This is a genomic window from Bacillus sp. ISO11 (genome assembly GCF_003458115.1).
Lineage (GTDB): Bacteria > Bacillota > Bacilli > Bacillales > Bacillaceae_G > Bacillus_A > Bacillus_A cereus.
On sequence record NZ_QXCO01000007.1, the window covers coordinates 155,575 to 179,116 of the forward strand.

Consider the following 23,542-nt stretch of genomic DNA (forward strand, 5'->3'; position numbering starts at 1 on the left):
GACACACCAACATGGCGAAGCAACTGCCAGATATCGGCGATTATAAATATGGTTTCAAAGACAAAGACGTTTCGATTTTCCGTGCTGGACGCGGTTTAACAAAAGAAATCGTTGAAGAAATTTCACGTATGAAAGAAGAACCACAGTGGATGTTAGACTTCCGTTTAAAATCACTGGATAAGTTCTACGAAATGCCAATGCCACAATGGGGCGGCGACTTAAACGACTTAGATTTCGATGAAATTACGTACTACGTAAAACCATCTGAGAAATCTGAGAAGTCTTGGGATGAAGTACCTGATGAAATTAAAGCAACATTTGATAAATTAGGTATTCCAGAAGCTGAGCAAAAATATTTAGCTGGTGTATCTGCACAGTACGAATCTGAAGTTGTATACCACAACATGAAAGAAGACCTAGAAGCTCTAGGAATCGTCTTCAAAGATACAGATAGCGCATTAAAAGAGAACGAAGATATTTTCCGTGAACATTTCGGAAAAGTAATCCCACCAACAGACAACAAATTCTCTGCATTAAACTCTGCAGTTTGGTCTGGTGGATCATTCATCTACGTTCCAAAAGGTGTTAAAGTTGATACACCACTTCAAGCGTATTTCCGTATTAACTCTGAAAATATGGGACAATTCGAGCGTACGCTTATCATCGTAGACGAAGGCGCACACGTACACTACGTAGAAGGTTGTACAGCACCTGTTTACACTACTAACTCACTTCACAGTGCGGTAGTAGAAATCATCATTAAAAAAGATGCTTATTGCCGTTATACAACAATCCAAAACTGGGCGAACAACGTATACAACCTAGTTACAAAACGTGCGGTTTGTGAAGAAAACGCAACGATGGAATGGATTGACGGTAATATCGGATCTAAATTAACGATGAAATACCCAGCAGTTATCTTAAAAGGCGAAGGCGCTCGTGGTTTAACATTATCTATCGCGATTGCTGGTAAAGGCCAACACCAAGATGCTGGTGCGAAAATGATTCACTTAGCACCAAACACGTCTTCAACAATCGTTTCTAAATCGATTGCGAAGCATGGTGGTAAAGTAACTTACCGTGGTATCGTACACTTCGGACCAAAAGCGAAAAACTCTCGCTCTAACATCGAGTGTGACACGTTAATCATGGATAACCAATCTACATCTGATACAATTCCTTACAACGAAATCAAAAACGATTACGTTTCACTTGAGCACGAAGCGAAAGTATCTAAAGTATCAGAAGAACAATTATTCTACCTAATGAGCCGCGGTATTTCTGAGCAAGAAGCTACAGAAATGATCGTAATGGGCTTCATTGAACCATTCACTCGCGAACTTCCAATGGAATACGCAGTTGAAATGAACCGCCTAATCAAGTTTGAGATGGAAGGTTCTATTGGTTAAATAGAAATGCGGAGCCGACTGTTCAGACCCGTTGGCTAAGGTTCTTTCGCACAGAAGATGCTTTTTATCTTCTCGTGCGGAAGGTTCTTAGACATGAGGGTCTAGGAGGCAAAGCTGGATAATATATGTATGAAGAAAGCGCCCTGCTGTGCAGGGCGCTTTTTTGTTTTGCGGATTTGTCTTGGCTTGGGAGAGGATACCCGGGTGGGTGTTCAGTTAAATATATCAGCGATTTTTCAAATATATCGACCATAACTCGGAATATATCAGCGATTATTTCAATATATCGACGATTCGACAAGGGATATCGACTTATCAACAAATTACGACATAGCAAGAGGAACGAATACCCCGCACCCTTCAAAAAGGAAAGGAGCATTTATACATAAAGAGGGCGACTGGAAGTAATTTAGATTAAAATACTGACAAATGCAGCAAAGAACTTATGGGAAAATCCCCACGGCTAACTTTCTGACAAATCCCCGCTCTACCAACTAATCCCCACACTGGCAAAAATAAAGTTTCTCATATAAAAAGGACAATCTTTTGCTTTTTCTCACAATGCGAGTACAATGTAAAATAGCAAGAAAAGACGAAAAGTATTTACAGGATTATTGTGTGCGCATAGCGTAAATGGCAGTAAGGAACTGAGAGGAGGTTTTTTCTCTGAATACAAATAAAGAAACAATCATCCACCTTTATCATACAAACGATATACATAGTCATTTTGAAAATTGGCCGCAAATTTCTCGGTTTGTTCTAGGGGAGAAAAAGCGAAGACAGGAAGCGGGAGAGACTGTTTTGACGGTTGATATCGGCGATCATGTGGATCGTTTTCATAGTATTTCGGAAGCGACGAATGGACTTGGGAATACGAAGCTTTTAAATGAGGCGTTATATGATTATGTAACGATCGGAAATAATGAAGGAATTACGTTAGCGAAGGAGCATTTGAATCGGCTCTATGATGATGCTGGATTTGAAATACTTGTCGCAAATTTATTTGAAAAAGAAGGGGTACGTCCGTCATGGGCAAGGCCTTATAAATTGCATACAACGACGGATGGGATTACCATTGCTTTTATCGGATTAACGGTAGCTTATCCAGAGTTTTATCAGATGCTCGATTGGCATATTGAAGATCCCATTATTCATTTAGAGTCTATTTTAGAAGAAGTGAAAGATGAGGCTCATATTACGGTTGTCCTTTCTCACCTTGGAAAAAGTATGGATGAGTATATGGCAGAGCATTATGATATAGATGTTATTTTAGGAGCACATACGCATCATTTATTTGAGCGTGGTATTCTACTGAATAATACTTTACTTTGTTGTTGTGAAAAGTGGGGGCGTTACATTGGTCACGTACAGCTTACTGTGGATATAGAGATGAAGAAATTGCTGAAAAAAGACGGTAGGGCGATTAAGACGGAACGTTTAGGTGCTTATAGCGAGCCGTTATCCACAATTGAAATACTGCAGGAAGAAAGTGAGCATATAATGGCAGAGTCTGTCGTTCATTTAAAAGAGTCATTACCGGTTGATTGGTTTCATGAGACGCCGTTTTCTCACATGTTAGCAAGTGCGCTGAAAACATGGTGCAATGCAGAGATTGGCATGGTGAACGCTGGTGTACTTCTTGAAGGGTTAGAAGAGGGTGTTGTAACGCGCGGAGATATTCACAGAATTTGTCCACATCCAATTAATCCGTGTGCTTTGAAAGTTCCAGGAAAGATATTAAGAGAAGTTATTTTGAAAGCACGTAAGCCGAATATGGAGAATCTTGAGGTGAAAGGATTCGGATTTCGGGGAAAAGTGATGGGGAAAATGATTTACGCTGGTGTAGAAGTCATTCCAGATACGATTCCCGGGAATAAAATTTTACTCGAAGATGTATTAATTAACGGGGAATCGCTGGAATTAGATCGTATATATACAGTAGGAACGATTGATATGTTTACATTTGGCTACTTATACCCAGAGCTATCCACACTTTCTGACAAACAATATTATATGCCAGAACTACTTAGAGATGTGTTAACAGATATGTTAATAACTTATACATCTTCCGTTAAACTATAGGCTAGTTAACTTGTAACACTCATTTTTCTCTTGTCATACAGATAAGAAAGAGAGGAGTGTGAACTATGGTTAATGTGGAGCCAATTATAATTGATAATTATACGTTTATTGCAGTTAGCGTGAAACTTCCAAAGACGAATTTGCTAGCTGTAATGAGCGATAAAGGATATATTATGTGTGGTGCATTAGATGTAGGTCTTTTAAATGAGAAATTAGGTGATCGAGGAATTATTGCTGGCCGTGCGGTTGGTGTAAGAACGATTGAACAACTTCTTGAAGCGCCACTAGAATCGGTAACGACTGGAGCTGAAGCATTAGGCATTCCAGCAGGTACGATTGGAAAAGAAGCATTATTAAAAATGAGATAAGCATATATCGTCCCTCCTTCTTGCATAGAAATGATATAAGAAGGAGGTTTTTTTATGAGTATATTTCGCTCGAAAAACTCGCGGTTTCGAAGGGGACCTATTGCCTTTCGGTATATACTGCTTATGTCGTTTATTCTTTTTGTTATATTACTTACGCAAGGGTTGTGGATTGTGAATAATAATATTCAGCCGACCTTAATTAAATATGGGGAAGTAGAGACACATAAAATGGCGACGGCAATTATGACGAAGGCAGTAAAGGATCGAATTAATGAAGGATTCGATGTAGATTCATTAATGAAAGTACAGAATGATAAAAACGGAAAAGTATCCACAATTAATTTAAATACAAAGCAAGTAAATGAAATCGTAACATCAACGACCACATACATAGAAAAATATTTGCAGCAAGTAGAACAAGGGAAGTTGAAGGAGCTAGGTATTGCTGAAAAAAACGGCGCGACTATGGCAGTTCCTTTTGGGCGTGTAACTGATAATGCACTTCTTGGTAATATAGGACCAGATATTCCGATTCATTTCACGCCAGTTGGACATGTGAATACAGATATTAAACAAAAAATTGAGCCGCATGGGATTAATACTACAGCGATTCAAATTGTTATGGAAATGGAAGTAACATTGCAAGTGATTATTCCATTTCATACGAAAGAGATAAAGGTGAAACAAAATGTTCCGATTGCGACGCGTATCGTTCAAGGGGAAGTGCCTACGTATTATGGAAGCGGAAGTGTTGCTGTACCTGATAAAAAGAAAACAGATAGTTAGTTGTAAATAAAGTGAAACCCGGCTCAGTCAGACTTTTACTGGATAAAAAATAACCGTAGCAATGCAGCTACGGTTATCGTTTTGTATTTGCTCGTTCTTTGCGCTCCCAAAGGCTTAAATGCATGTATGGATCGAAGGCCCATTCTGTATAGCCATTGTCTTTATACATGCCAAAATGTAAGTGGGGCGGAAATTTTCCGGCTGTACCAGGAGGTCCATAACCAGTGCTACCAACAAATCCGATTACTTTCCCTGGCTCAACAATTTGTCCAAGCTGTATTTCTTTTGAAAACCCGCCTAAATGAGCGTAATAATGGTAATTGTTATGAAGGTCGCGAATACCAATGCGCCATCCACCAAGGCGGTTCCAACCTTTCGTTTCAATAATGCCATAGCAAGTCGATCTTACTGGCACGCCATATCCGGCAAAAATATCGGTTCCTTCATGAATCCTTCTGCCGCCAAAACTTCTTCCAGCGCCGAAAGTACTACGGTAGCTATGGTCACTACGGATCGGAAGAGGAAAAGCATTTCCTTCTAAATTAATACGTCCATAATGTTTATAAATTTGGGCGTATTCGCTAATTAAATCAACTGTTTTGGCACGTCTATAGTATTCCCAGAGCATAATTTTAATACGGTCTTCTGATGTTCCTTGTTTCCTTAAAATAGTCGCTGCGGTATGCAGAAGATCACGGTCGCTATTTGCATTTGCAAATCCATCTTTGTCACCATCTAAACCTATTCCGCCAAATAGAGAAATTGTATGGGGAAGAGTATCGTTACTATTAATAGGTCCAGCCCATATTTCTGGTTTGAAATAAAGGGAAATGATGGCATCTGGTTTTTTCGGAATATCTTTTCTTACGCTCCGTATATTTCTTTCATATTGATCCATTGCAGCTAAGTAATACCATGGAATGCCTGAAGACTGCTCGGTTTCTTTATATAGTGCCATGCGCTTTTCGTATATGCTTTGCTGATTATCTTCACCGTAAGCGATGTTTTGGTGGAGAAGAAAACAAATAGAAAGCAAAAGAGAAATTTTTCGAAGCATGAAATAGACTCCTTTCACAACATCACTCTTTTTAGTGTGGGATATACGGAGTATTTCATTATAGGGAACGATTGGAAAAAATCTTAGAATCTTCATTTGAGCAAATCGCTTTCATACGTTAGAATAGATATGTTACATTGAAAGAAGCGAACACGGTAAACTATTTCATATTGTGCGGAGTTGATAACCATGACAAAACAAACAGAATATAAGCGCAAGCCCGAATGGTTGAAAATTAAGTTAAACACGAATGAAAACTATACAGGCTTAAAGAAAATGATGCGTTCTAAAAATCTTCATACAGTTTGTGAGGAAGCAAAATGTCCGAATATTCATGAATGCTGGGCTGTAAGAAAAACAGCAACATTTATGATTTTAGGTGCGGTTTGTACACGTGCTTGTCGTTTTTGTGCGGTTAAAACAGGCTTACCAACTGAGCTTGATTTACAAGAACCAGAACGCGTGGCAGATTCAGTAGTACAAATGGGCTTAAAGCACGTTGTTATAACAGCGGTTGCACGTGATGATTTAAAGGACGGGGGAGCAGCTGTTTTTGCTGAAACAGTACGAGCAGTACGTCGTAAAAACCCATTCACGTCTATCGAAGTATTACCATCTGATATGGGTGGAGTAGAAGAAAACTTAAAAATGTTAATGGATGCAAAACCAGATATTTTAAACCATAACATTGAAACAGTACGTCGATTATCTGACCGAGTTCGCGCTAGAGCAAAATATGAACGTTCATTAGAGTTTTTACGTCGAGCGAAAGAAATGCAGCCTGATATTCCAACTAAATCGAGCATTATGGTGGGCTTAGGTGAAACGAGAGAAGATTTAATTGAAGCAATGGATGACTTACGTGCAAACAATGTGGATATTTTAACTCTTGGGCAATACCTACAACCATCTAAGAAGCACTTACCAGTTCTTAAATATTACCCACCAGCAGAATTTGCAGAGCTTAAAGAAATTGCACTTAGCAAAGGATTTAGCCACTGTGAAGCTGGCCCACTTGTGCGTTCTTCTTACCATGCGGATGAGCAAGTACGTTCTGCAAAAGAAAAAACAGCAGAAGCTAAATAATGAAAAAAGAGAGCTAACGATTAGCTCTCTTTTTGTTTATACTCTAAAACGGTATTTGGACATGTTAATAAAATCTTTTTTAATTCTTCTGTGGATAATTCAATTGTAAATTCAGGTACACCAGGTGTAATTAAAATTTTATCGTACGTATAAATAGCGTTATCCACAATAATTGTTACATCGTGTGAATATCCGAAAGGAGCCACACATCCCGGCGTACAACCAGTTTTGTCTCGCAGTTCATCAGGAGAACAGAGAGATAAGCGTTCTCCTGTTAGTTCTTTCATCTCTCCCCGGTTGAGCCTTGTGCCCTCTAACGTAAAAAATACGTAATAATCTCCAGACTTTGATTTTAAAAATAAGCTTTTACTTGGAGTGCCTTGTAAGCCGAGTCTCTCACGTACAATCCGATCTGTCTCATAATCGAGTACTGGTTCGTGTTCAAATTTTTCATAAGAAACATTTGTTTTATGTAGTAGAGCAAGTACATCTTCGTACATATGGAGTGATACCCCTTTCTATTATTAGTACAGTTTCTTCTCGTGGCGTCAACTGAATGTTTTGGAAAGGGATATTACTTAGACGATGCTTCCCATAAGCGTTTTATGATACATTGTTCGTCGATTGTAATTTCGTAAATATCAGGATTCGTTAAAGTTCTCCATTCATTAAAGCCAATCGTATGATTAAAATGCTTTAAAATGAGCGTAAGTAAATTGCCATGTGTAACAAGTAGTGTTGTTGTATGGTTTAATTGTAAAACGTCTTGAATAAGCGATATGGCACGGTCTGTTGCTTGTTTTGTTGACTCTCCGCCTGAAAAGGCAATATCTATATTTGTAAAAGTAGATTCTAGTTTTTGCATCCAATCATCCATTGGAACGTTGCTCAATATGCGTTCAGTTAATCGTTCATCTTCTTGGATAGATAAGTTAGCTTGGAGCGCATAGGGCCGAATGGAATCGATAGCTCGGACAAATGGGCTTGAAATAATATGATCGATTTGTAGATGATTTTCTAAGAGAAATGTAGCAAGGGTATTTGCTTGGTCTTTTCCATCGGTCGTTAATTCAGCATCACGTTTTTGCCCAGTTGCTGAACAATGTCGTATTACAATAATTCTCTTCATAATTCATCCCCATCTTTCAAGTTGACGCTATATACTTCGACAAATGTGGAAATAATTCCTTTTTCTTGGAAAACGGCATATGGATTTAAATATGTGGAAAAGTAATGTGGATAATGAACATTTGAGGTGCAATCATGAATAAAATGATATGTATTGTAGTTAGTCTTTGTTTTTTTTATACACTTGTCCACAACTTATGCAGAGTCGAATCAAAAAGTAAATTATCCAAGCAATCGAAATAAGTCATTTGTGAGTGAGGATATTTTTTATAAACAGTTAGATAAGAAAATTTATAAAGAATACAATAATGCAGCATATAGTGTTCGAAAAAAAATCTTATTTAAAGAAGTGCCCGATGAAGAATTTTCTTTCCTACAAAAAACAGCCGTGGGTTGTCGGAGTAGTGTGATGCTTCAAGATTTTTTTGTTCATCCTGATCGCCAAGTTTATTTTTTTGCTTCCTTTTCTCAAAATGAAGTAGAAGAGTTTCATAAATATATCGTTATAGATGCAGAAACAAAGAGGGAGCTGCAAGAAGGAAAAAGCTATCATAATTGCGACAATCCATAAAAAATAAACCACCAATCGGTGGTTTATTTTTTACTCCGGTACACTCATTAATTTCGCTTTCATTTTGCGAATAAGAACGACAGCGCCAATTGTACAAAGAAGTGTAATTCCTTCTGCAACGAAGATATTGATTGTTTTTGTTTGGTAAAGTGCCGCGAAAAAGTCTACAAATGCGTGGAATAGTATAGCGTATACTAGGAAGATATATTTCTTCTGTTTTACTGCGTATAAAACAAGCATTGTAAAGGCAATTTGAAGCACGAGTGCCATAATTCTTTCTAAGCTACCAAGGAAGTATAAGTAGGCAGGTTGCTGAATTAACATGTCCTGTAAAATGCTCAGCTCGGGTTTTTGTTCAATCAGTCGAGCGAAGCTACCATCGTTAATAGAATTAGCAAAGATTAATGCTTGTAATGCAGAAAAACCGCCAATTAAAATAGATTCAATTCCGCCGTGACCAATTCCATAAGCGAAGCCATCTTTATATTCTAGATATTTTTTTAGTAAGAAGAAGAAGGCAACGAAGCGTCCTAATTCTTCAAAAATACCAGCAGTCAATCCGCCATAAATTGCGAAGCCAAACGGATTTTCTAAAAATGGAGCGATTGTTGGATTACCGCGCATAAATAGGTGGAATGGTGTTTCAAGAATTTGAGTAAATCCGATAAAGATAAGAACACCAATGCCGACTACTTTCCAATTCATATTATATTTTTTACGGAAATAAACGAGTACAATAATTGGGACCAGAATCGAGACAATGAGTTGAAAGATGATGCTGGCAATTACAGTATTTGAAACCATACTTTCACCGCTTTCTAATATATGTACATAACTATTATGCATCAAATATAGGAGAGATGAAACTTTTTAAGATAAAATGAATTTACTTATTGACTCTAACGTTGCGTCATACTTTATCGTATGTACTAAGGGGGAGATACAAATGACAATGAGAGTAAAAGAAGTAGCTGATTTAGTTGGAATTAGTGTGCGCACACTGCATCATTACGATGAAATTGGGTTGTTAACCCCAGACGAGACGACAGAGTCTGGATATCGTCTGTATTCCAATGAAAATTTAGAGACATTGCAGCAAATTTTGTTTTTTAAAGAGCTTGGCTTCCCTTTGAAAAAAATTAAAGAGATTATCATGAGTCCATCATTTGATCGCGAAGAGGCACTAGAGCTTCATAAGAAAATGCTTCTTGAAAAGCGTGCTAGATTAGATAAAGTGATTGCGACGATTGATAAAACAATTCAGCATACAAAAGGAGAGATTGAAATGACGAACAAAGAGAAATTTGAAGGATTCGATTTCAGCCATAACCCATATGAAGAAGAAGCACGTGAAAAATGGGGAGATGCAGCTGTAGATAAAGCGAACGAATATGCAAAAGGTATGTCAAAAGAGAACCAAGAGGAGTTTAATGCTATTTATAGAAATTTAGCAGCGCTTAGACACGGAGCACCAGATTCTAAAGAGGCACAAGAAGCAATTGGAGTGTGGTACGATTACTTGCAAAACTTCGGTGCATATTCATTAGATGCTTTTAAAGGACTCGGTCAAATGTACGTCGCTGATGAGCGCTTCACGAAAAATATCGATAAGTTTGGTGAGGGGTTAGCGCAATTTATGTGTGATGCGATGGAGGTTTATGCGAATCGTAATAAAAAATAAAAAGTAAAACAGGTGGAGATTTTCTCCACCTGTTTTACTTTTTAATCATATCATTCAAAGTCTGATCTCCCGTATTGTTCAAATGAGGATTTTTACTCATTTCACGTTTTAGCATATCGAGGCTTTGCGTATATTCTGTATCATTTAATGCGCCAGATTGAAGACCTTGAATTTGGGAAATCAACTTTTGGTCTGTTGATACATATGCTTTATAATAGCGAGGGACGATGGACAAAGCAGCTCTATATACTTGATCTGCTACGAGTTTTGGATCCGTTGTGTTTGCACGGTATACAACAAATACTTCATCATCGGTAACGAGCGTAGCAGCGTTTGTAACGTCAGGAAGTTTGACTGTCATACTTGTAATCATTTCAGCAACTTTCTCACGGTTAATGGCTCCTACTTGTTTGTTAGATACTTCATGCTTTTGTTTAGATGAATAGCCGACCCTTGTGAGCCGTGTATTTGTATTTTCCGTATGATACATGTCATTTTTATTGGAAACAAGAACACGGCTTCCTTCTTCACGTTCCATTTCAGCTTTGTTCGCTGATTGGCAGCCTGCAAATAAGGAAATAGTGAGAAGGGAAAGTAAAATTTGTTTTTTCACGATGTATCACCTCCTTCTCCATAGCATGTACTAATTTTCAATTTTTTGTATTTGAAATTGTTGGTTGTTATGCTTTGTGATACGATAAAAAGAAGAATGCTTAGAGAGGAAGTTAATGATGGAGCAAAAGCAAGAGATTCATGCTACGGTGAGCATTAATAATGTTCAGTACGAAGTAATTAAAAACTTTCGTGACGGTTTTAGTGAAGAAGCATTTAAAGAGCGCTATGCAGAAATTTTAAATAAATATGATTATATCGTTGGAGACTGGGGATATGAGCAACTTAGACTGCGCGGATTCTTTGATGATAGTAACCAGCGTGCGACATATGATACGAAAATTAGTACGTTAACGGAGTATTTATACGAGTACTGTAACTTCGGTTGTGCACACTTCGTATTGCGAAAAGTGAAGAAATAAAAAAATCCTCTTACGATTGTAAGAGGATTTTTTGCATTATAAACAAATCGAGATATAATCTCCTTCAGATAGTATTGTATTTGGCTTCATTTGTTGTCCATTCAATTGAATATCCCCATTTTTAATTTTATCCACAATGAGTGTACGGCTCCAGTCGGAAATATATGTGGATAAGGCTTTATCGATGCGGTGGGAACCGAAAACGATGTCTAATACGATCGTGATTTTAGCTATGCCGTTTTCTTTATGTTGCATAATGGAAATAGTAGTAGTTGTTTCGGCTTGATCTTGCTGCGTCATATCGACTGTTTCAACGTGATCAGTAAATGATTTATAAATACGCAGTTTTTGATTCCACGTATGATCTTTCGGACATTTATAAATGGCAAAGCGGTATATGTTTTTTCCGTTGGCGTTATGCCTACGAATATTTGTGTCGGTAAATAGGGTAGTGCGTCTGCAATTTTTACAATACTTTTCGATTGTGTTTTGTTCATTTTCATATAAACTCCAAGAAAGTTGTACTTTCTGCATTTTCCTTCACCTCTTATAGTAGTGGCAAAGGAACGTAATACAGCTATTTGGATGTCTTGTAGTATGAAGACATGAGAAAAAGACAAAAATAAAAGGAGGTTCCCTTAGGAACCTCCGTAAACATCATACTACAGATGCGTTACGTTCCTTTGTAATGGGAATGGGCAGACTACTCCCTTGAAAAAGCGTGGTGCTTTTTTGAGAGTAATGCTATCCAATTGCTGGTCCATTACAAAGTAAATGTTGGCATACGTAGATAACGTCCTTTCTATCCAAATAGATTTATTCTTAATTATAACATATTAGTTTGAAAATTAAAAACACTTACAATGAAAAAACACCAGCTAAAACAGCTGGTGCCTAAGATAAATTATATAAGTTCAAATAAAAATGAGCGTAGTTCTTCTGCAATTTCTTCAGTCATAGAAAATGCGTGCTCTAAGTAGCCTGGTTCGTTTAAATCGTCAGCGCCGATGATTGCAAATTTATTGCGCTGCATATCAAGGACAATTGTTTTACCGTAATGACGATCAGAGTATAAAAGCGCTAAATCGTGACGCTCATTTTCTCCCATAAAGCTAACGAAACGCGTTTTTGTAGCGACAGTATCGTCGTACAGAAAGAAACGTTCTTCCATACACATGGCTCCTTTATTAAATATCTAAGTTTAAGTGTGGCTTATGATCTAAATGGTGATGTGTTTTAATGAATCGTACTGTTCTTGTTTTGTAACGCATTACGATAGAGTATGTTTCAGCTAAATCTCCACCAAGGAATTTAACACCGTCTAATAACTCACCAGCAGATACACCAGTTGCTGAGAAGATTGCATCATCCCCAGATACTAAGTCATCTAACATAAGAAGTTGACGAGGATCTTCTAATCCCATTTCACGACAACGAGCTTCTTCTTCTTCGTTCATTGGAACTAAACGAGCTTGCATTTCACCTTCAAGGCATTTTAATGCTGCTGCAGAAATAACACCTTCTGGAGCTCCGCCAATACCTACGAATAAGTCGATACCCGTTCCAGGTAGTGCTGTTGCGATTGACGCACCAACATCACCGTCACCAAATAATTTTACGCGTGCACCTTTTGCACGAACACGGTCAATAATATCTTGATGACGTTCACGTTCTTGAACGATAACTGTTAGATCGCGAATCTTTTTATTGTTAGCTTCTGCTACAATTTCAATTGTTTTTTCAATTGGATCATCTAAGCTAATTTTACCAGCTGCTTTTGGACCAACCGCGATTTTTTCCATGTACATATCAGGAGCATGAAGAAGGTTCCCTTTGTCTGCGATTGCAATAACTGCCATTGCATTTGCAAGACCTTTTGCAACGATGTTTGTACCTTCTAATGGATCAACGGCGATGTCTACTTCTGGACCGTTACCTGTTCCTAGTTCTTCACCAATATACAACATCGGTGCTTCATCAAGTTCTCCTTCACCAATTACAACTGTACCTGCCATGTTTACTGAATCGAACATATCACGCATTGCTGTAGTTGCTGCATCATCTGCTTCATTTTTCTTTCCGCGGCCCATCCACTGTGCGGATGCTAAGGCTGCTGCTTCTGTTACACGGACAATTTCTAGTGCGAGTTCACGTTCCAAGATTCCATTCCTCCAATTTCAAAAATCATACAAATATAACTATAACAAATAACGGAGAAAAGGTGAATTCGAAAAATTGTCGATTTTTTCAGAAGAAAGCGTTACAATTAAAATGTAAATGCTTTAATTTCCAGGTAGGTGACATTCATGTATTTTGTAGACAGAAAGAAAATAGAACAAATGCTAGTATGTTTAGAACGAGCAACAAGTACATTTCAAGAGAAAAAGATATATGAAACCGAGTTTGAATTTTACGCATTAGAGCGCATAGCCCATCTTATTATTGATACTGTATTAGATGCCGGGAATGCGATGATTGATGGGTTTATTATGCGCGATCCAGGAAGCTATGAAGATATTATTGATATTTTAATGGACGAGCGAGTGATAAGTGAAGAAGATGGACAAGGGATGAAAGAAATTATCCTTCTTCGAAAAATGCTTACGCAAGACTATATTCAAATGAATCATGATGAATTATATAAGACGATTCAAAAACATATTGCAGTGGTAGAGAAATACCCAGCAAATGTTCGCAGTTATTTAGAAAAGGAATTAGGACCTGTATCTGCATTTGTACCAGAATAATTATGCTTATAAGATCCCCAGAGAATGCCTTTTGGGGATCTTATATTGTATGTGAGAAAGAAAAGGGAGAAGGGTGAAGTATGGGGGAAGCACGTACGACGAAAGACGAAATTGTACAATTGTTGAAAGTAAAGGGAGAGCACACGGTAGCTGAACTAGCTGACGTTTTAGAGATTACAGAAATGGCGATCCGAAGACATTTAAGTAATCTTGAGAAAGACGGACTCATTTATTCTAAGATGGTAAGGCAACATGTCGGAAGACCAACTTATTTGTATGGATTAAGTGAAAAGGGAGAAGATACATTCCCGAAAGAGTATAAGCAATTTGCAATTGATATGCTAGAAGATTTAGCTCGAATGGGTGATGAAAAAATACTTCGTTACGTTTTAAAAGAGAGAACGAAGCGAATGGAAGAACAGTTACAAAAGAGAGTGAGTAATCAAAAGAATTTAGCATATAAAGTGCAAGAGATAGCAGCTATGCAAGAGAAAAACGGTTATATGGTTCAAATAAAGAGAGATGGAGAGAATTCTTTCGTAATTGAAAAACAAAACTGTCCGTTAAAGGAAATTGCAGAGAGATTCCCGCAAGTATGTAAAGATGAAAAAGAGATGTATAAGCGTTTATTTGCAGGAGCAGATGTAAAGACGTTAGCAAATATGTGTGAGGGCGATTGTAGTTGTTCTTACCAAGTAAAAGAGAAAAAATGAACGTTATGGGGCGCTTTTAGGTAAAGCGTTTTTTTCTTTGGAAAAAGCGGGTAATATAAGAGTGGTATGATAAGGTGAGAACGTTAGCATAGAAGGAGAGACATAATCGATGTATAAAGGTTACTTAATTGACTTAGACGGTACGATGTATCGCGGAGAAGAACAAATTGAAGAGGCAAGCGACTTCGTAAAAGCATTAGGAGAGCGCGGCATTCCTTATTTATTCGTTACGAATAACTCAACGCGTAAACCAGAACAAGTGGCAGAAAAACTTGTTCGTTTCGATATTCCAGCGAAAGCAGAGCAAGTGTTCACAACGAGTATGGCGACTGCGAACTTCATTTATGAACGTAAACAAGACGCAACTGTATATATGATTGGTGAAGAAGGCTTACACGATGCACTTGTGGAAAAAGGATTTGAACTTGTGGATGAAAATCCTGATTTCGTTGTTGTTGGTTTAGATCGTGACATCACATATGAAAAGTTAGCAAAAGCGTGTCTTGCTGTGCGTAACGGCGCAACGTTTATTTCCACAAATGGAGACATTGCCATTCCGACTGAGCGCGGATTATTACCAGGTAACGGCTCATTAACATCAGTTGTAGCAGTATCAACAGGTGTGGATCCAATCTTTATCGGAAAACCAGAATCAATCATTATGGAACAAGCTTTAAAAGTACTTGGCATAGAAAAAAATGAAGCATTAATGGTTGGGGATAACTACGATACAGACATTTTAGCAGGAATAAATGCTGGCATGCATACCCTTCTTGTCCACACTGGAGTCACAACTGTGGAGAAGTTAACAGAATACGAAGTACAACCAACGCAAGTTGTGCATAACTTGACGGAGTGGATTGAGAAGATGTAATGAAGAAAGCTGTTCCAAACTTTGGAACAGCTTTTTTTCTAATATTTGCGGGCAGCCCGATTGGTGTGGGCTAACATTCAGTTGTGACTAGTGTCGATTTTTGTCGGTAAGTCGATATATTTGAAAAATCGCCGATATAATCTGAGTTGCGCTGATATATTTAGAAAATCGCTGATATAATATGAGTTGCGCTGATATATTTAGAAAATCACTGATATAATTTTATTAGAATGCACGATTCACAACGTCTTTAACCTCTTCAAGATATTGTTTACGCACACTGTCATCCACAGAAGGAACACTTGTATAGAATGTATGCTCAATTGTTTCAATGCCTGTAAATTCAAAAATACCAACATCCGCTGTTTTCTTCATTGCATCAAACATGCCGCCTGCTGTGTATGCCTTTTTCGTATTACCCATTGTAGATAATAACAATCCTTTTTTACCGCTTAATAACTTTTCAATACCGTTTTCACCGTAAGCATAAGCAAATCCATGGCTAAACACACGGTCAACGTATCCTTTTAAAATAGCAGGAAGTCCCGCCCACCAAACTGGATAAATAAATGTAATGCTGTCAGCCCAAGAGATATGCTCTTGTTCTTCTTTAATATCTTCTGGTGTATTTCCTTTAGAAAATGAGATGAAATCGGAAGCGCCTAATACTGGATTAAAGTTTAATTCGTATAGATCGCGAACGCGTACTTCGTGACCTTTTCCTTCTAATTCACTTTTTACCGTTTCTAAAATCGCATGGTTGAAGCTTTCTGTATTCGGGTGTGCATAAACGATTACATGTTTCATTTTTCTTCCTCCTATTTGTGGATATGTGAATAGTTATTTGTATATCTGTAACTATTATGGTTACTACCTTTATAGAAGTCAAGTAATACATATGTATGTATAAAAAGACGCCCGAAAATCGCCTTTTTATACCCCGCTCATACAAAGTACAAAAAAGACAAATAAAATAATGACAATACCAATGCCGAAGTTAAATACGAGAGTACTATCCATATATATAGCCTCCTTGTTTGAAAGTAAAAAGCACTCTAGTTAAGAGTGCTTTTTTATTTTGAATCTACTTTATAACTTTTAGAAAGTGATTCATGCGTGTAATGATTTACATTATTTTATGTATTTATACTTTGAAATGAGTAAGTCCTTGTTGGATATAGAAAAAAAGACACTCGTGGAGTGTCTTTTAAGATGACAAAATGTGCCAATTGCTTGAGGTTGATAAGACGCTAATTTCCGTGTTAACGCCTTTTCTTTAATCAAGAAGTGTAGCAACAGCGATTCAAATAGATTGTACCATTTGTTTAATTGTGGTGCGTATGCAATTGTGCATATTATGATCATGAGGTAGGTAATGAACTGTGAATAATTTGAAGTGATTTATTTACGATTTCTTCTGCGGCATATATGCCGATTGCGTCTGTTTTTAAAATATGAGGTTGTAAGTTATCATGCATTGCCCCTAACTCACCATGAAGTGGTGCGAAGGCATGGTTCGCCTTTTCAAGCATGCATAAATCAAGTAAAGAATCCCCAGCTGTAATAATCGTATCTATTTGCAAAATTTCTTTTATATATTGCACGGCGTCCCATTTGTTAATTGGTTTTGGTACAAAGTATAGCTTTCTACCTTGAAGTGAATGATTCCAGCCTTGTTTGTCTAACCAGGAAGTGAAGGATGATAATTCATCATAAGGAATGTTCTCCCGTTTAATAATGCAATAATGGAATAGATCATCAGCTGTTTTTTGTGATATAACCCAATCTTTATGAGCTATTTGTCCAAATTCCTTTAGTATGTCGTTTCCCTCTATACATTCAAACGATAGTCTTTCTTTTACTATCCTGTTCCAAGTACCATCTTGTTTACCGTTATGAAGGATATTACCGCCGTTACTTGTAATGGCGTATTCGGGAATGATTTCGTCTTGGAATAAAGAAATACGCTGAAACTGCTCAATAGTTCTTGTTGTAACTGGGATGAAATGTGAGTGCAGTTGCAATTTTTTTAGTAGTGAAATGGTTTTATGTGATATGAAAGAAATTTCTTTCCCATCTAAAGTTTCAATGAGTTGAATTGATTCATCTTCTATAGGGGCACGAAACGATTTCCGGGAATAAATAAGCGTCTGATCAAGATCACTGGCGAAAATCATATCGTTTCCCTCTTAAGAGGCTTAATGAGCCCGCAACATGAATAAGCCATATTCTCATAGATTTCAATAGGGACATTCTTTTCTTTAGCAAGAAGTAAAATATGCTTTAAATCGGGATTGTTTTGCTTACGTATTAAAATTTTCCACGGTATTCTCCGGAGTAATACGCGAGTTGTTTCACCGACTCCTGGTTTAATTAAGTTAATATCGTCAATTTCAAAGTGATTTTGGATAGACTGTATATCTTTTAATCCTTGCCAAGAGGGATCAGTGTAAGTTGAAGTAATATAACGTAATTGATTATCTATATGAGAATGAACAGAAGGGAATAAATCTGTTACCTCATCAACGAAGAAATTTGATAAGTCTTCTTGCTCTAGCTCTTTATAATATTTAACACCATGAAAATCATTTGGACCGATATAGGTGTCATTTAGTATAGTGCGGCTAATTAGTCCAGAGACTGTTGCATTTAAGCAAGCGCTAGGAATAAGAAAATCTTCACGTGTACCGTAAATTGAAGTACAGTAACCGGGATCAGCAAGCACAGCCATACAATGAGAAATGTGTGTATTATTTCGTTCGTTAAATGTGTGTACTGCATATTCTAATTCTTTTTTTATTGCACCTTTTCCAGTCCACCCATCAATGAATTGAATTGTTTCTTTAGGGTGATGTTCCAAAATATAATGGAGTGCATTTTCATCAATACCGCGTCCGCGAACAATAGAAATACAATAGTGAGGTACATCAAGGTTGTATTGATAGCGTATGTAGCGTTTGATAAGAATGCCAATAGGTGTACCAGCACGAGCTAATGAAACGAGGACAAGGTTAGTTCCTTTAGTTTGTATAATCTGTTCGGCGACAACTCCAACAGCGATGGCTAGTTTGTGTTTGTATTGTTGCAGGGAAGAAAAGAATAAATCCATATACGCTTTAGAGGGTTTATATTCCATTGGTAACATTTCGGAATAATGTGTGCCAGCTTGAATTGCTTGTTCTCTAGTTTCCGTGGAACTTTCTTTCATTAAATCACTAATATCTTTTAATAGAAAAATAGCATCATTTGGATTGTAACTACTAATATGAGAATTTACTTTTACCATAATTATCAACCTTCCTTTTCTATGCTATTTGAAAATGAGACGATATGAATAAAAGGAATAACTGTTTGTAACTGCTGTAGAAGAGGAAACAGGGCTTCTTCTCCTAAATCACGCTCAATAAAAACAAATACTTCATCGTAATCATGAGGTGAAATATTATAAAAGTAATTTGTAATAGTAGAATCTTCAGGACTTGGATATGAGAAATGATTATGAATGGCATAGTTCACATCATTTGAAACAGGATGGATAGGGCTTCTTGTTGTAGATTGATATAAAATATTTTCACCCATTTCAGCAGCAATTTTCATTGGGATATACATAAATTCACCCGTTCCGAGACAGAGTGTTCGTTTTCCCATTCTTTCTCTTTTTAAAGTTTTTCCTGCTTCTTGGGCGAAAGAATGAATGTGCTTTTGTTCATATGCTGAAATGCCAAATCGCCCAGTATATTTTATATAATTTGATGTATAGGGTGATTTTGGGCAGGTAAGGGTATGTTTTTTGAAATCAGGTTTTGTTTCTTCAATTTGAATCTCTGTTTTTGTAATATTTAATGGTTGGCCAGTTGTATGAATACTGCCTTCTAATAAAGAAATAACATGAACCTTAATTTGAAGTTCTTTTTCTAATTGTTTAAATTGTTTTCTATTAGTATGAGAACGCCAGTCTAACAAAGAAGCAATTATATATTCTTCTCGTGGGAATTTATTTTGAATAGATCTAATAATATTTAATGCTGTTTTTCCTGTTGTCATCTCATCATCTACGAGAACAATTGGATTGTTGTTTTGAAAAAAGCTTTCATCTACATAACAACGGTGTGATGTTGCATGAGAATGTTCTTCCTCAAATGTAATGACAGATTCTAGGTGGGGTATCGATTCCCTAGTTGTATGTACATACTTTGCATTTTGAAAGCATTGAAACATAGAATGACCAAGTGATGTCGCTGTTTCAGCGAATCCGATGAACAAAACTTCTTTTTGCAGAGGATATTGATAACGAAATACTTCCTCTGGGATTTCATCAATTTCTAATGAAATGAGATTTAAAATTTCTTTTTGAAATGGATGAGAAATATTATGTAGTATTTCCATATATCTTGCAGCGAGAGCAACTCCACTTGATAGAGAGACTGCAGGTTTAATAGGAAGATGCTTTCCAAGGATTGTACTCACAAATAAAAAACTACGTTTCTTATTTATTCTCGCAGCCATTTGAAAAAGATTGTCTAGCGCTAAATTATATGGATTATCACGTACTTCTACATGAACTTGTATATTATTTAAAACGTTATACGTGTTGCTTTGCTTTTGCAATAAGGAGATCGGTGAATTGTTTGTTTTCATGTAGCACCCCGTAAATATTAGATTTTAAAATGGTTTTGCGAGCCCAGCCATAATGAGGTTTTACTTCATTCATTTTGTTAGAAAAACTGCTTTTTAGCACTCCATTATACGTATCTGCATTTTGTAAAATTAATCTCGCATCTAAATAATCTTCCATTGTGACGATATGCATTGCCTGTACAACTTTAATATGAGATGGGTGAATAACTGTCTTTCCGATTAAGCCATTTGCATGGTCAAGTGATACCTCTTGAATAAGCCCTTCTTCATGATCATTAGAAAAATATTCCCATACACATCCTGAAATAATATATTCATTTGTTGCCCTTGAGAAAACGTTAATAATGTCTGAAATACAATCACGGACAACAGTAATATGATAGATAGGTGTGTATTTATTGCGCCGAATACTAAATATACTTGAAAAATCAGTAGCACCAATACGTACATTTAAGATGTAATCGTGATAAGAATCTAGTAAATCCTTTATTTGTAATAATGATTCTGCCCGTGTTTCCTTATACATAATTTCGGGTGATTCTAAAATCGGCATGCCATATAGCGATAATGAGTATAACTCGTTTATATATGCAAGCTGATCGATATAAGTCTTTCCGTTAATCGGTGTGAATTTTGGAAAGACAAAACCACATAAACAATGAACAGCACTACCTAATTCAGTAACAATTTTCTTCATTTGACTTGGCTGTCGAACTCTAATAAAAAGAAGTGGGATGTCTGCTTGATTTAGTATGTTGGCACTGACTAAGTTAGCGATTTGCTGTATTTGAACGACGATGTTTTGCTCTGCAAGTTTTACTTCCTCATCGCTGATAGCGTCCTCTAGACAAAGAATAATTGAGATAGCATCCACATGTTTCCTGCTAATTATATCTTCCGCAATCGTTTCTTTCGTGCCAGGAGTATATAGTGTAGCGCCTAGTGCGTAAGCTAGTTGTTCTTTTCCTATATTTTTTGAAAAACTAAGAGGTTCTTTATAGAAAAAATTTTGCCGTTCTTCTGAGGAGAGATAAGAAAAGTAATTCAAATTGTCACCACCTTATTTATAATGATTCTGTTTAATCGTAACATAATAAGAAAAATCTTCCATGAAAATGAAGCGAGAAATTAAAAAAATATATTGAGAAAGATGAATTATAAGATGAATATCGAATATTGTTAATAGAAATATAATAGGGGGAAAGAGAAAGTGGATATACATAAATTAACAGAGGTAGAAGCAAATGAGATAAATACTTGGACGTACGAGGAACCATATAATTTATATAGTTTTTCAGGCGAGAAAGAAGTAATGGAAGAGTTATTAGATGGAACGTATTATGGCTGTTGTGATGATCAAGGAGACCTCATCGGTTATTTTTGTTTTGGAGCAAATGCACAAGTACCAGGTGGAAGAGATGCTCATTTATATGGTGGAGAAGATGTGATTGATATTGGACTTGGCATGAAGCCGGCGTTAACTGGGAAAGGAATGGGGAAAGAATTCTTCCAAGCTGGAATAGCGTTTGCCACGAAAGAGTTTAATGCAAAAATGTTTCGATTAAGCGTAGCGACATTTAATACAAGAGCGATTACGTTATATAAAAATATCGGATTTAAGCAAGGGCCTATTTTTTTGAGTCGCGGAAGAGAATTTATGCTGATGGAATATGAAAGACCGTCAGCATGAACCTGACGGCCTAGAAAACACTATTATTCTGAGTGCTCAGCTCGGTGTGCTAAACGGCTTGAAGCAGCGGCAGCGATTCCGCCAACGATATCATCAAGGAACGTGTGCACCTTTCCAGTTGATTTATCATTTAAGTATTCTAAAATACCAGGTTTTAATTTATCAATATATCCAAAGTTCGTGAAACCGATAGAGCCGTACACATTCACGATAGAAAGTGCGATAACTTCATCAATTCCGTATAAGCCTTCGTCACGTTTTACAATATCTTGTAACGGTTCACTTAGCATTCCCTTTTCAGCAAGGACATCAAGCTCGATACCAGTAATCAGTGCGTTTTGTACTTCACGTTTTGATAGTACACGTTCTACATTGTAACGGCATTCTGACATCTCTAAATTTGGATGATATTTTTTTTGAAGAAAATGAACAAGTTCAGCAATATCGTCAATTGTTACACCGCGTTCTTGTAATAGTTTTAATGCTCTTTCTTGTAGTTGATTTGATTCTTTCATGTTTATCACCTTTTTTTCTTTTTAGTATTTGTATACGTTTCGTTGCTTTATCATGTGCATAGGAATGAAAGGCGAGCACAAGCTCATATATATAAAGAAAAACCATAGGTGGCGACTGCGATGATTCAGCATATTTATGAGCATTATCACATGCATGTTAAAGAATTAATCCCCCTTGGCCCCTATAAAAGCTTTTGGATTCGCAACAAAATTTATGTACTTGTTCCAATTGGAGAAATGGAGGAAGAAGTACTTGTAGAGATGAAAAAGCTCAGTGATTATATGAACCAGCAAGGGGATATAACTGTAGCGACTTTCGTTCCGACTATACACGGCTACTATGTAAGTGAGATAGAAGAACAAAATTATTGCTTATTAAAAGGTATGCGCACGTTAGAACGACATGCTATGTCATTAGGAAGTGAGCTTTCTATATTCCATAAACGAGGTGCATTCTTTCCAGAAGAAATTGAGCAATTAAGCCGAATTGGTGAATGGAAAGCGTTATGGGAAAAAAGGCTCGATCAATTAGAAAAGTTTTGGCAATCACAAGTGATGAACCACCCTTCAGATGTATTCGATCAATTGTTTATTGAATCCTTCCCGTATTACTTAGGAGTTGCAGAAAATGCCATTCAATATGTTGTCGATACAGAAATGGATGATACGCCGCAACTAACGGATGCAGCAACAATTTGCCAAGAACGATTCACACCTTTATTATGGCATCAAACGAAGCGGCTCAAACTCCCTTTTGATTGGGTGTATGATCACCCGAGTCGAGATATTGCAGAATGGATCCGCCATATGACGATAGAAAAAAAGAAAGACTGGGAGCAAACAATCGTTCAATTTGTTACAGATTATGAACGGAATTATTCGCTATCCTCATTTGGCTGGCGCTTATTATTTGCAAGGCTCCTGTTCCCGCTTCACTATTTTGAAACGGTCGAACGATATTACCAAACTGGAAACGAAGAACAAAAAAGCATATATAGAGATCGCTTAGAAGCCATTTTACACGATGTGAACCGCTCAGAGCAATTTATGAAGCATTTTTATGGCTCACTTCGTTTACCAGTAGATAAGCTTGGGATTAGAAAATTAGATTGGTTATCTTAAAAATATAAAAAAGAGACCGAGTGAGGTCTCTTTTTTATATA

Annotated in this window: 26 protein-coding genes and 1 pseudogene; 13 read left to right on the forward strand and 14 right to left on the reverse strand. The window is 36.9% G+C overall.

Going from position 1 to position 23,542, the window contains the following annotated elements; all coding sequences use genetic code 11:
- Positions 1 to 11: 11 nt before the first annotated feature.
- From sufB to yunB, 4 genes are all read left to right on the forward strand, one after another.
- A complete protein-coding gene (sufB, locus tag D1166_RS09925) occupies positions 12 to 1,409 on the forward strand; it encodes a Fe-S cluster assembly protein SufB (protein ID WP_001118827.1) in 1,398 nt (465 codons plus the stop codon).
- A gap of 690 nt (positions 1,410 to 2,099) precedes the next feature.
- Positions 2,100 to 3,491, forward strand: coding sequence for a bifunctional metallophosphatase/5'-nucleotidase (locus tag D1166_RS09935; RefSeq protein WP_118043299.1), 1,392 nt, complete (start codon positions 2,100 to 2,102; stop codon positions 3,489 to 3,491).
- A 65-nt stretch (positions 3,492 to 3,556) separates the two neighbouring features.
- Complete coding sequence (locus D1166_RS09940; RefSeq protein WP_000248466.1) at positions 3,557 to 3,859, forward strand: YunC family protein; 303 nt, start codon at positions 3,557 to 3,559, stop codon at positions 3,857 to 3,859.
- Positions 3,860 to 3,913: 54 nt separating this feature from the next.
- On the forward strand, positions 3,914 to 4,645 hold the full coding sequence (gene yunB / locus D1166_RS09945; RefSeq protein WP_000021802.1) for a sporulation protein YunB: 732 nt from the start codon (positions 3,914 to 3,916) through the stop codon (positions 4,643 to 4,645).
- A 73-nt stretch (positions 4,646 to 4,718) separates the two neighbouring features.
- Here yunB and D1166_RS09950 read toward each other — a convergent pair whose 3' ends face one another.
- Positions 4,719 to 5,702, reverse strand: a complete 984-nt coding sequence (locus D1166_RS09950; protein WP_000944665.1) for a M23 family metallopeptidase — start codon at positions 5,700 to 5,702, stop codon at positions 4,719 to 4,721.
- A gap of 189 nt (positions 5,703 to 5,891) precedes the next feature.
- Between D1166_RS09950 and lipA the strand changes: the two genes are divergently transcribed.
- Entirely contained in the window at positions 5,892 to 6,788 is an 897-nt protein-coding gene (lipA, locus tag D1166_RS09955) for a lipoyl synthase (protein WP_000166372.1), read from the forward strand.
- A 20-nt stretch (positions 6,789 to 6,808) separates the two neighbouring features.
- On the opposite strand, the gene D1166_RS09960 is transcribed toward lipA, so the two are convergent.
- Both D1166_RS09960 and D1166_RS09965 read right to left on the reverse strand, forming a co-directional pair.
- Positions 6,809 to 7,288 (reverse strand): YbaK/EbsC family protein, encoded by a 480-nt coding sequence (locus tag D1166_RS09960; protein ID WP_000272747.1) that lies wholly within the window; start codon positions 7,286 to 7,288, stop codon positions 6,809 to 6,811.
- A gap of 74 nt (positions 7,289 to 7,362) precedes the next feature.
- Positions 7,363 to 7,917: a histidine phosphatase family protein gene (locus D1166_RS09965; protein ID WP_098283952.1), complete on the reverse strand. Its 555-nt coding sequence runs from the start codon at positions 7,915 to 7,917 to the stop codon at positions 7,363 to 7,365.
- Positions 7,918 to 8,051: 134 nt separating this feature from the next.
- Here D1166_RS09965 and D1166_RS09970 point away from each other — a divergent pair.
- Positions 8,052 to 8,487: pseudogene (locus tag D1166_RS09970) on the forward strand (hypothetical protein).
- 30 nt (positions 8,488 to 8,517) lie between these two features.
- Here the strand turns inward: D1166_RS09970 and D1166_RS09975 are convergent.
- Entirely contained in the window at positions 8,518 to 9,333 is an 816-nt protein-coding gene (locus D1166_RS09975; protein WP_118043301.1) for a YhfC family intramembrane metalloprotease, read from the reverse strand.
- Between the two features lie 100 nt (positions 9,334 to 9,433).
- Between D1166_RS09975 and D1166_RS09980 the strand changes: the two genes are divergently transcribed.
- Positions 9,434 to 10,168, forward strand: a complete 735-nt coding sequence (locus tag D1166_RS09980; RefSeq protein WP_000178768.1) for a MerR family transcriptional regulator — start codon at positions 9,434 to 9,436, stop codon at positions 10,166 to 10,168.
- Positions 10,169 to 10,202: 34 nt separating this feature from the next.
- Here the strand turns inward: D1166_RS09980 and D1166_RS09985 are convergent, their stop codons facing one another.
- Positions 10,203 to 10,781, reverse strand: a complete 579-nt coding sequence (locus tag D1166_RS09985) for a YhcN/YlaJ family sporulation lipoprotein (RefSeq protein WP_000744128.1) — start codon at positions 10,779 to 10,781, stop codon at positions 10,203 to 10,205.
- 118 nt (positions 10,782 to 10,899) lie between these two features.
- Here D1166_RS09985 and D1166_RS09990 point away from each other — a divergent pair, with 118 nt between their 5' ends.
- Positions 10,900 to 11,202, forward strand: a complete 303-nt coding sequence (locus tag D1166_RS09990; RefSeq protein WP_000435943.1) for a YutD family protein — start codon at positions 10,900 to 10,902, stop codon at positions 11,200 to 11,202.
- 36 nt (positions 11,203 to 11,238) lie between these two features.
- Here D1166_RS09990 and D1166_RS09995 read toward each other — a convergent pair whose 3' ends face one another.
- From D1166_RS09995 to glpX, 3 genes are all read right to left on the reverse strand, one after another.
- Positions 11,239 to 11,736, reverse strand: a complete 498-nt coding sequence (locus D1166_RS09995; RefSeq protein WP_053514370.1) for a cytoplasmic protein — start codon at positions 11,734 to 11,736, stop codon at positions 11,239 to 11,241.
- A gap of 370 nt (positions 11,737 to 12,106) precedes the next feature.
- Positions 12,107 to 12,373, reverse strand: coding sequence for a DUF3055 domain-containing protein (locus D1166_RS10000; RefSeq protein WP_000392606.1), 267 nt, complete (start codon positions 12,371 to 12,373; stop codon positions 12,107 to 12,109).
- Positions 12,374 to 12,389: 16 nt separating this feature from the next.
- On the reverse strand, positions 12,390 to 13,361 hold the full coding sequence (gene glpX / locus D1166_RS10005; protein ID WP_000439090.1) for a class II fructose-bisphosphatase: 972 nt from the start codon (positions 13,359 to 13,361) through the stop codon (positions 12,390 to 12,392).
- A gap of 147 nt (positions 13,362 to 13,508) precedes the next feature.
- On the opposite strand from glpX, the gene D1166_RS10010 reads away from it, so the two are divergent.
- The 3 genes from D1166_RS10010 (at position 13,509) to D1166_RS10020 (ending at position 15,536) form a co-directional block, all read left to right on the forward strand.
- Positions 13,509 to 13,949 carry a DUF86 domain-containing protein gene (locus D1166_RS10010; protein ID WP_000274008.1) on the forward strand — a complete coding sequence of 147 codons (441 nt, stop codon included), beginning with the start codon at positions 13,509 to 13,511 and terminating at the stop codon, positions 13,947 to 13,949.
- 80 nt (positions 13,950 to 14,029) lie between these two features.
- The gene (locus D1166_RS10015) at positions 14,030 to 14,662 is read left to right on the forward strand and encodes a helix-turn-helix transcriptional regulator (RefSeq protein WP_000503350.1); all 633 of its coding nucleotides are present in this window, start codon (positions 14,030 to 14,032) and stop codon (positions 14,660 to 14,662) included.
- A 109-nt stretch (positions 14,663 to 14,771) separates the two neighbouring features.
- Positions 14,772 to 15,536 (forward strand): TIGR01457 family HAD-type hydrolase, encoded by a 765-nt coding sequence (locus tag D1166_RS10020; protein WP_000276467.1) that lies wholly within the window; start codon positions 14,772 to 14,774, stop codon positions 15,534 to 15,536.
- Between the two features lie 225 nt (positions 15,537 to 15,761).
- On the opposite strand, the gene D1166_RS10025 is transcribed toward D1166_RS10020, so the two are convergent.
- The 5 genes from D1166_RS10025 to D1166_RS10050 form a co-directional block, all read right to left on the reverse strand.
- Positions 15,762 to 16,343 (reverse strand): NAD(P)H-dependent oxidoreductase, encoded by a 582-nt coding sequence (locus D1166_RS10025; RefSeq protein ID WP_098283954.1) that lies wholly within the window; start codon positions 16,341 to 16,343, stop codon positions 15,762 to 15,764.
- A gap of 554 nt (positions 16,344 to 16,897) precedes the next feature.
- Positions 16,898 to 17,713 (reverse strand): HAD family hydrolase, encoded by an 816-nt coding sequence (locus D1166_RS10035; protein WP_000575383.1) that lies wholly within the window; start codon positions 17,711 to 17,713, stop codon positions 16,898 to 16,900.
- The gene (locus D1166_RS10040; protein ID WP_000241502.1) at positions 17,710 to 18,822 is read right to left on the reverse strand and encodes a cysteine protease StiP family protein; all 1,113 of its coding nucleotides are present in this window, start codon (positions 18,820 to 18,822) and stop codon (positions 17,710 to 17,712) included. Before D1166_RS10040 ends, D1166_RS10035 begins: the two co-directional genes overlap by 4 nt.
- Before the next feature lie 5 nt (positions 18,823 to 18,827).
- Positions 18,828 to 20,174 (reverse strand): phosphoribosyltransferase family protein, encoded by a 1,347-nt coding sequence (locus D1166_RS10045; RefSeq protein WP_098283955.1) that lies wholly within the window; start codon positions 20,172 to 20,174, stop codon positions 18,828 to 18,830.
- The gene (locus D1166_RS10050; RefSeq protein ID WP_098283956.1) at positions 20,119 to 21,222 is read right to left on the reverse strand and encodes an HpcH/HpaI aldolase/citrate lyase family protein; all 1,104 of its coding nucleotides are present in this window, start codon (positions 21,220 to 21,222) and stop codon (positions 20,119 to 20,121) included. Before D1166_RS10050 ends, D1166_RS10045 begins: the two co-directional genes overlap by 56 nt.
- Before the next feature lie 162 nt (positions 21,223 to 21,384).
- Between D1166_RS10050 and D1166_RS10055 the strand changes: the two genes are divergently transcribed.
- Entirely contained in the window at positions 21,385 to 21,864 is a 480-nt protein-coding gene (locus D1166_RS10055) for a GNAT family N-acetyltransferase (protein ID WP_000351155.1), read from the forward strand.
- Positions 21,865 to 21,887: 23 nt separating this feature from the next.
- On the opposite strand, the gene D1166_RS10060 is transcribed toward D1166_RS10055, so the two are convergent.
- Entirely contained in the window at positions 21,888 to 22,379 is a 492-nt protein-coding gene (locus D1166_RS10060; protein ID WP_000665094.1) for a phosphatidylglycerophosphatase A family protein, read from the reverse strand.
- A 120-nt stretch (positions 22,380 to 22,499) separates the two neighbouring features.
- On the opposite strand from D1166_RS10060, the gene yutH reads away from it, so the two are divergent.
- Positions 22,500 to 23,501, forward strand: a complete 1,002-nt coding sequence (gene yutH, locus D1166_RS10065; RefSeq protein WP_000614218.1) for a spore coat putative kinase YutH — start codon at positions 22,500 to 22,502, stop codon at positions 23,499 to 23,501.
- Positions 23,502 to 23,542 lie beyond the last annotated feature (41 nt).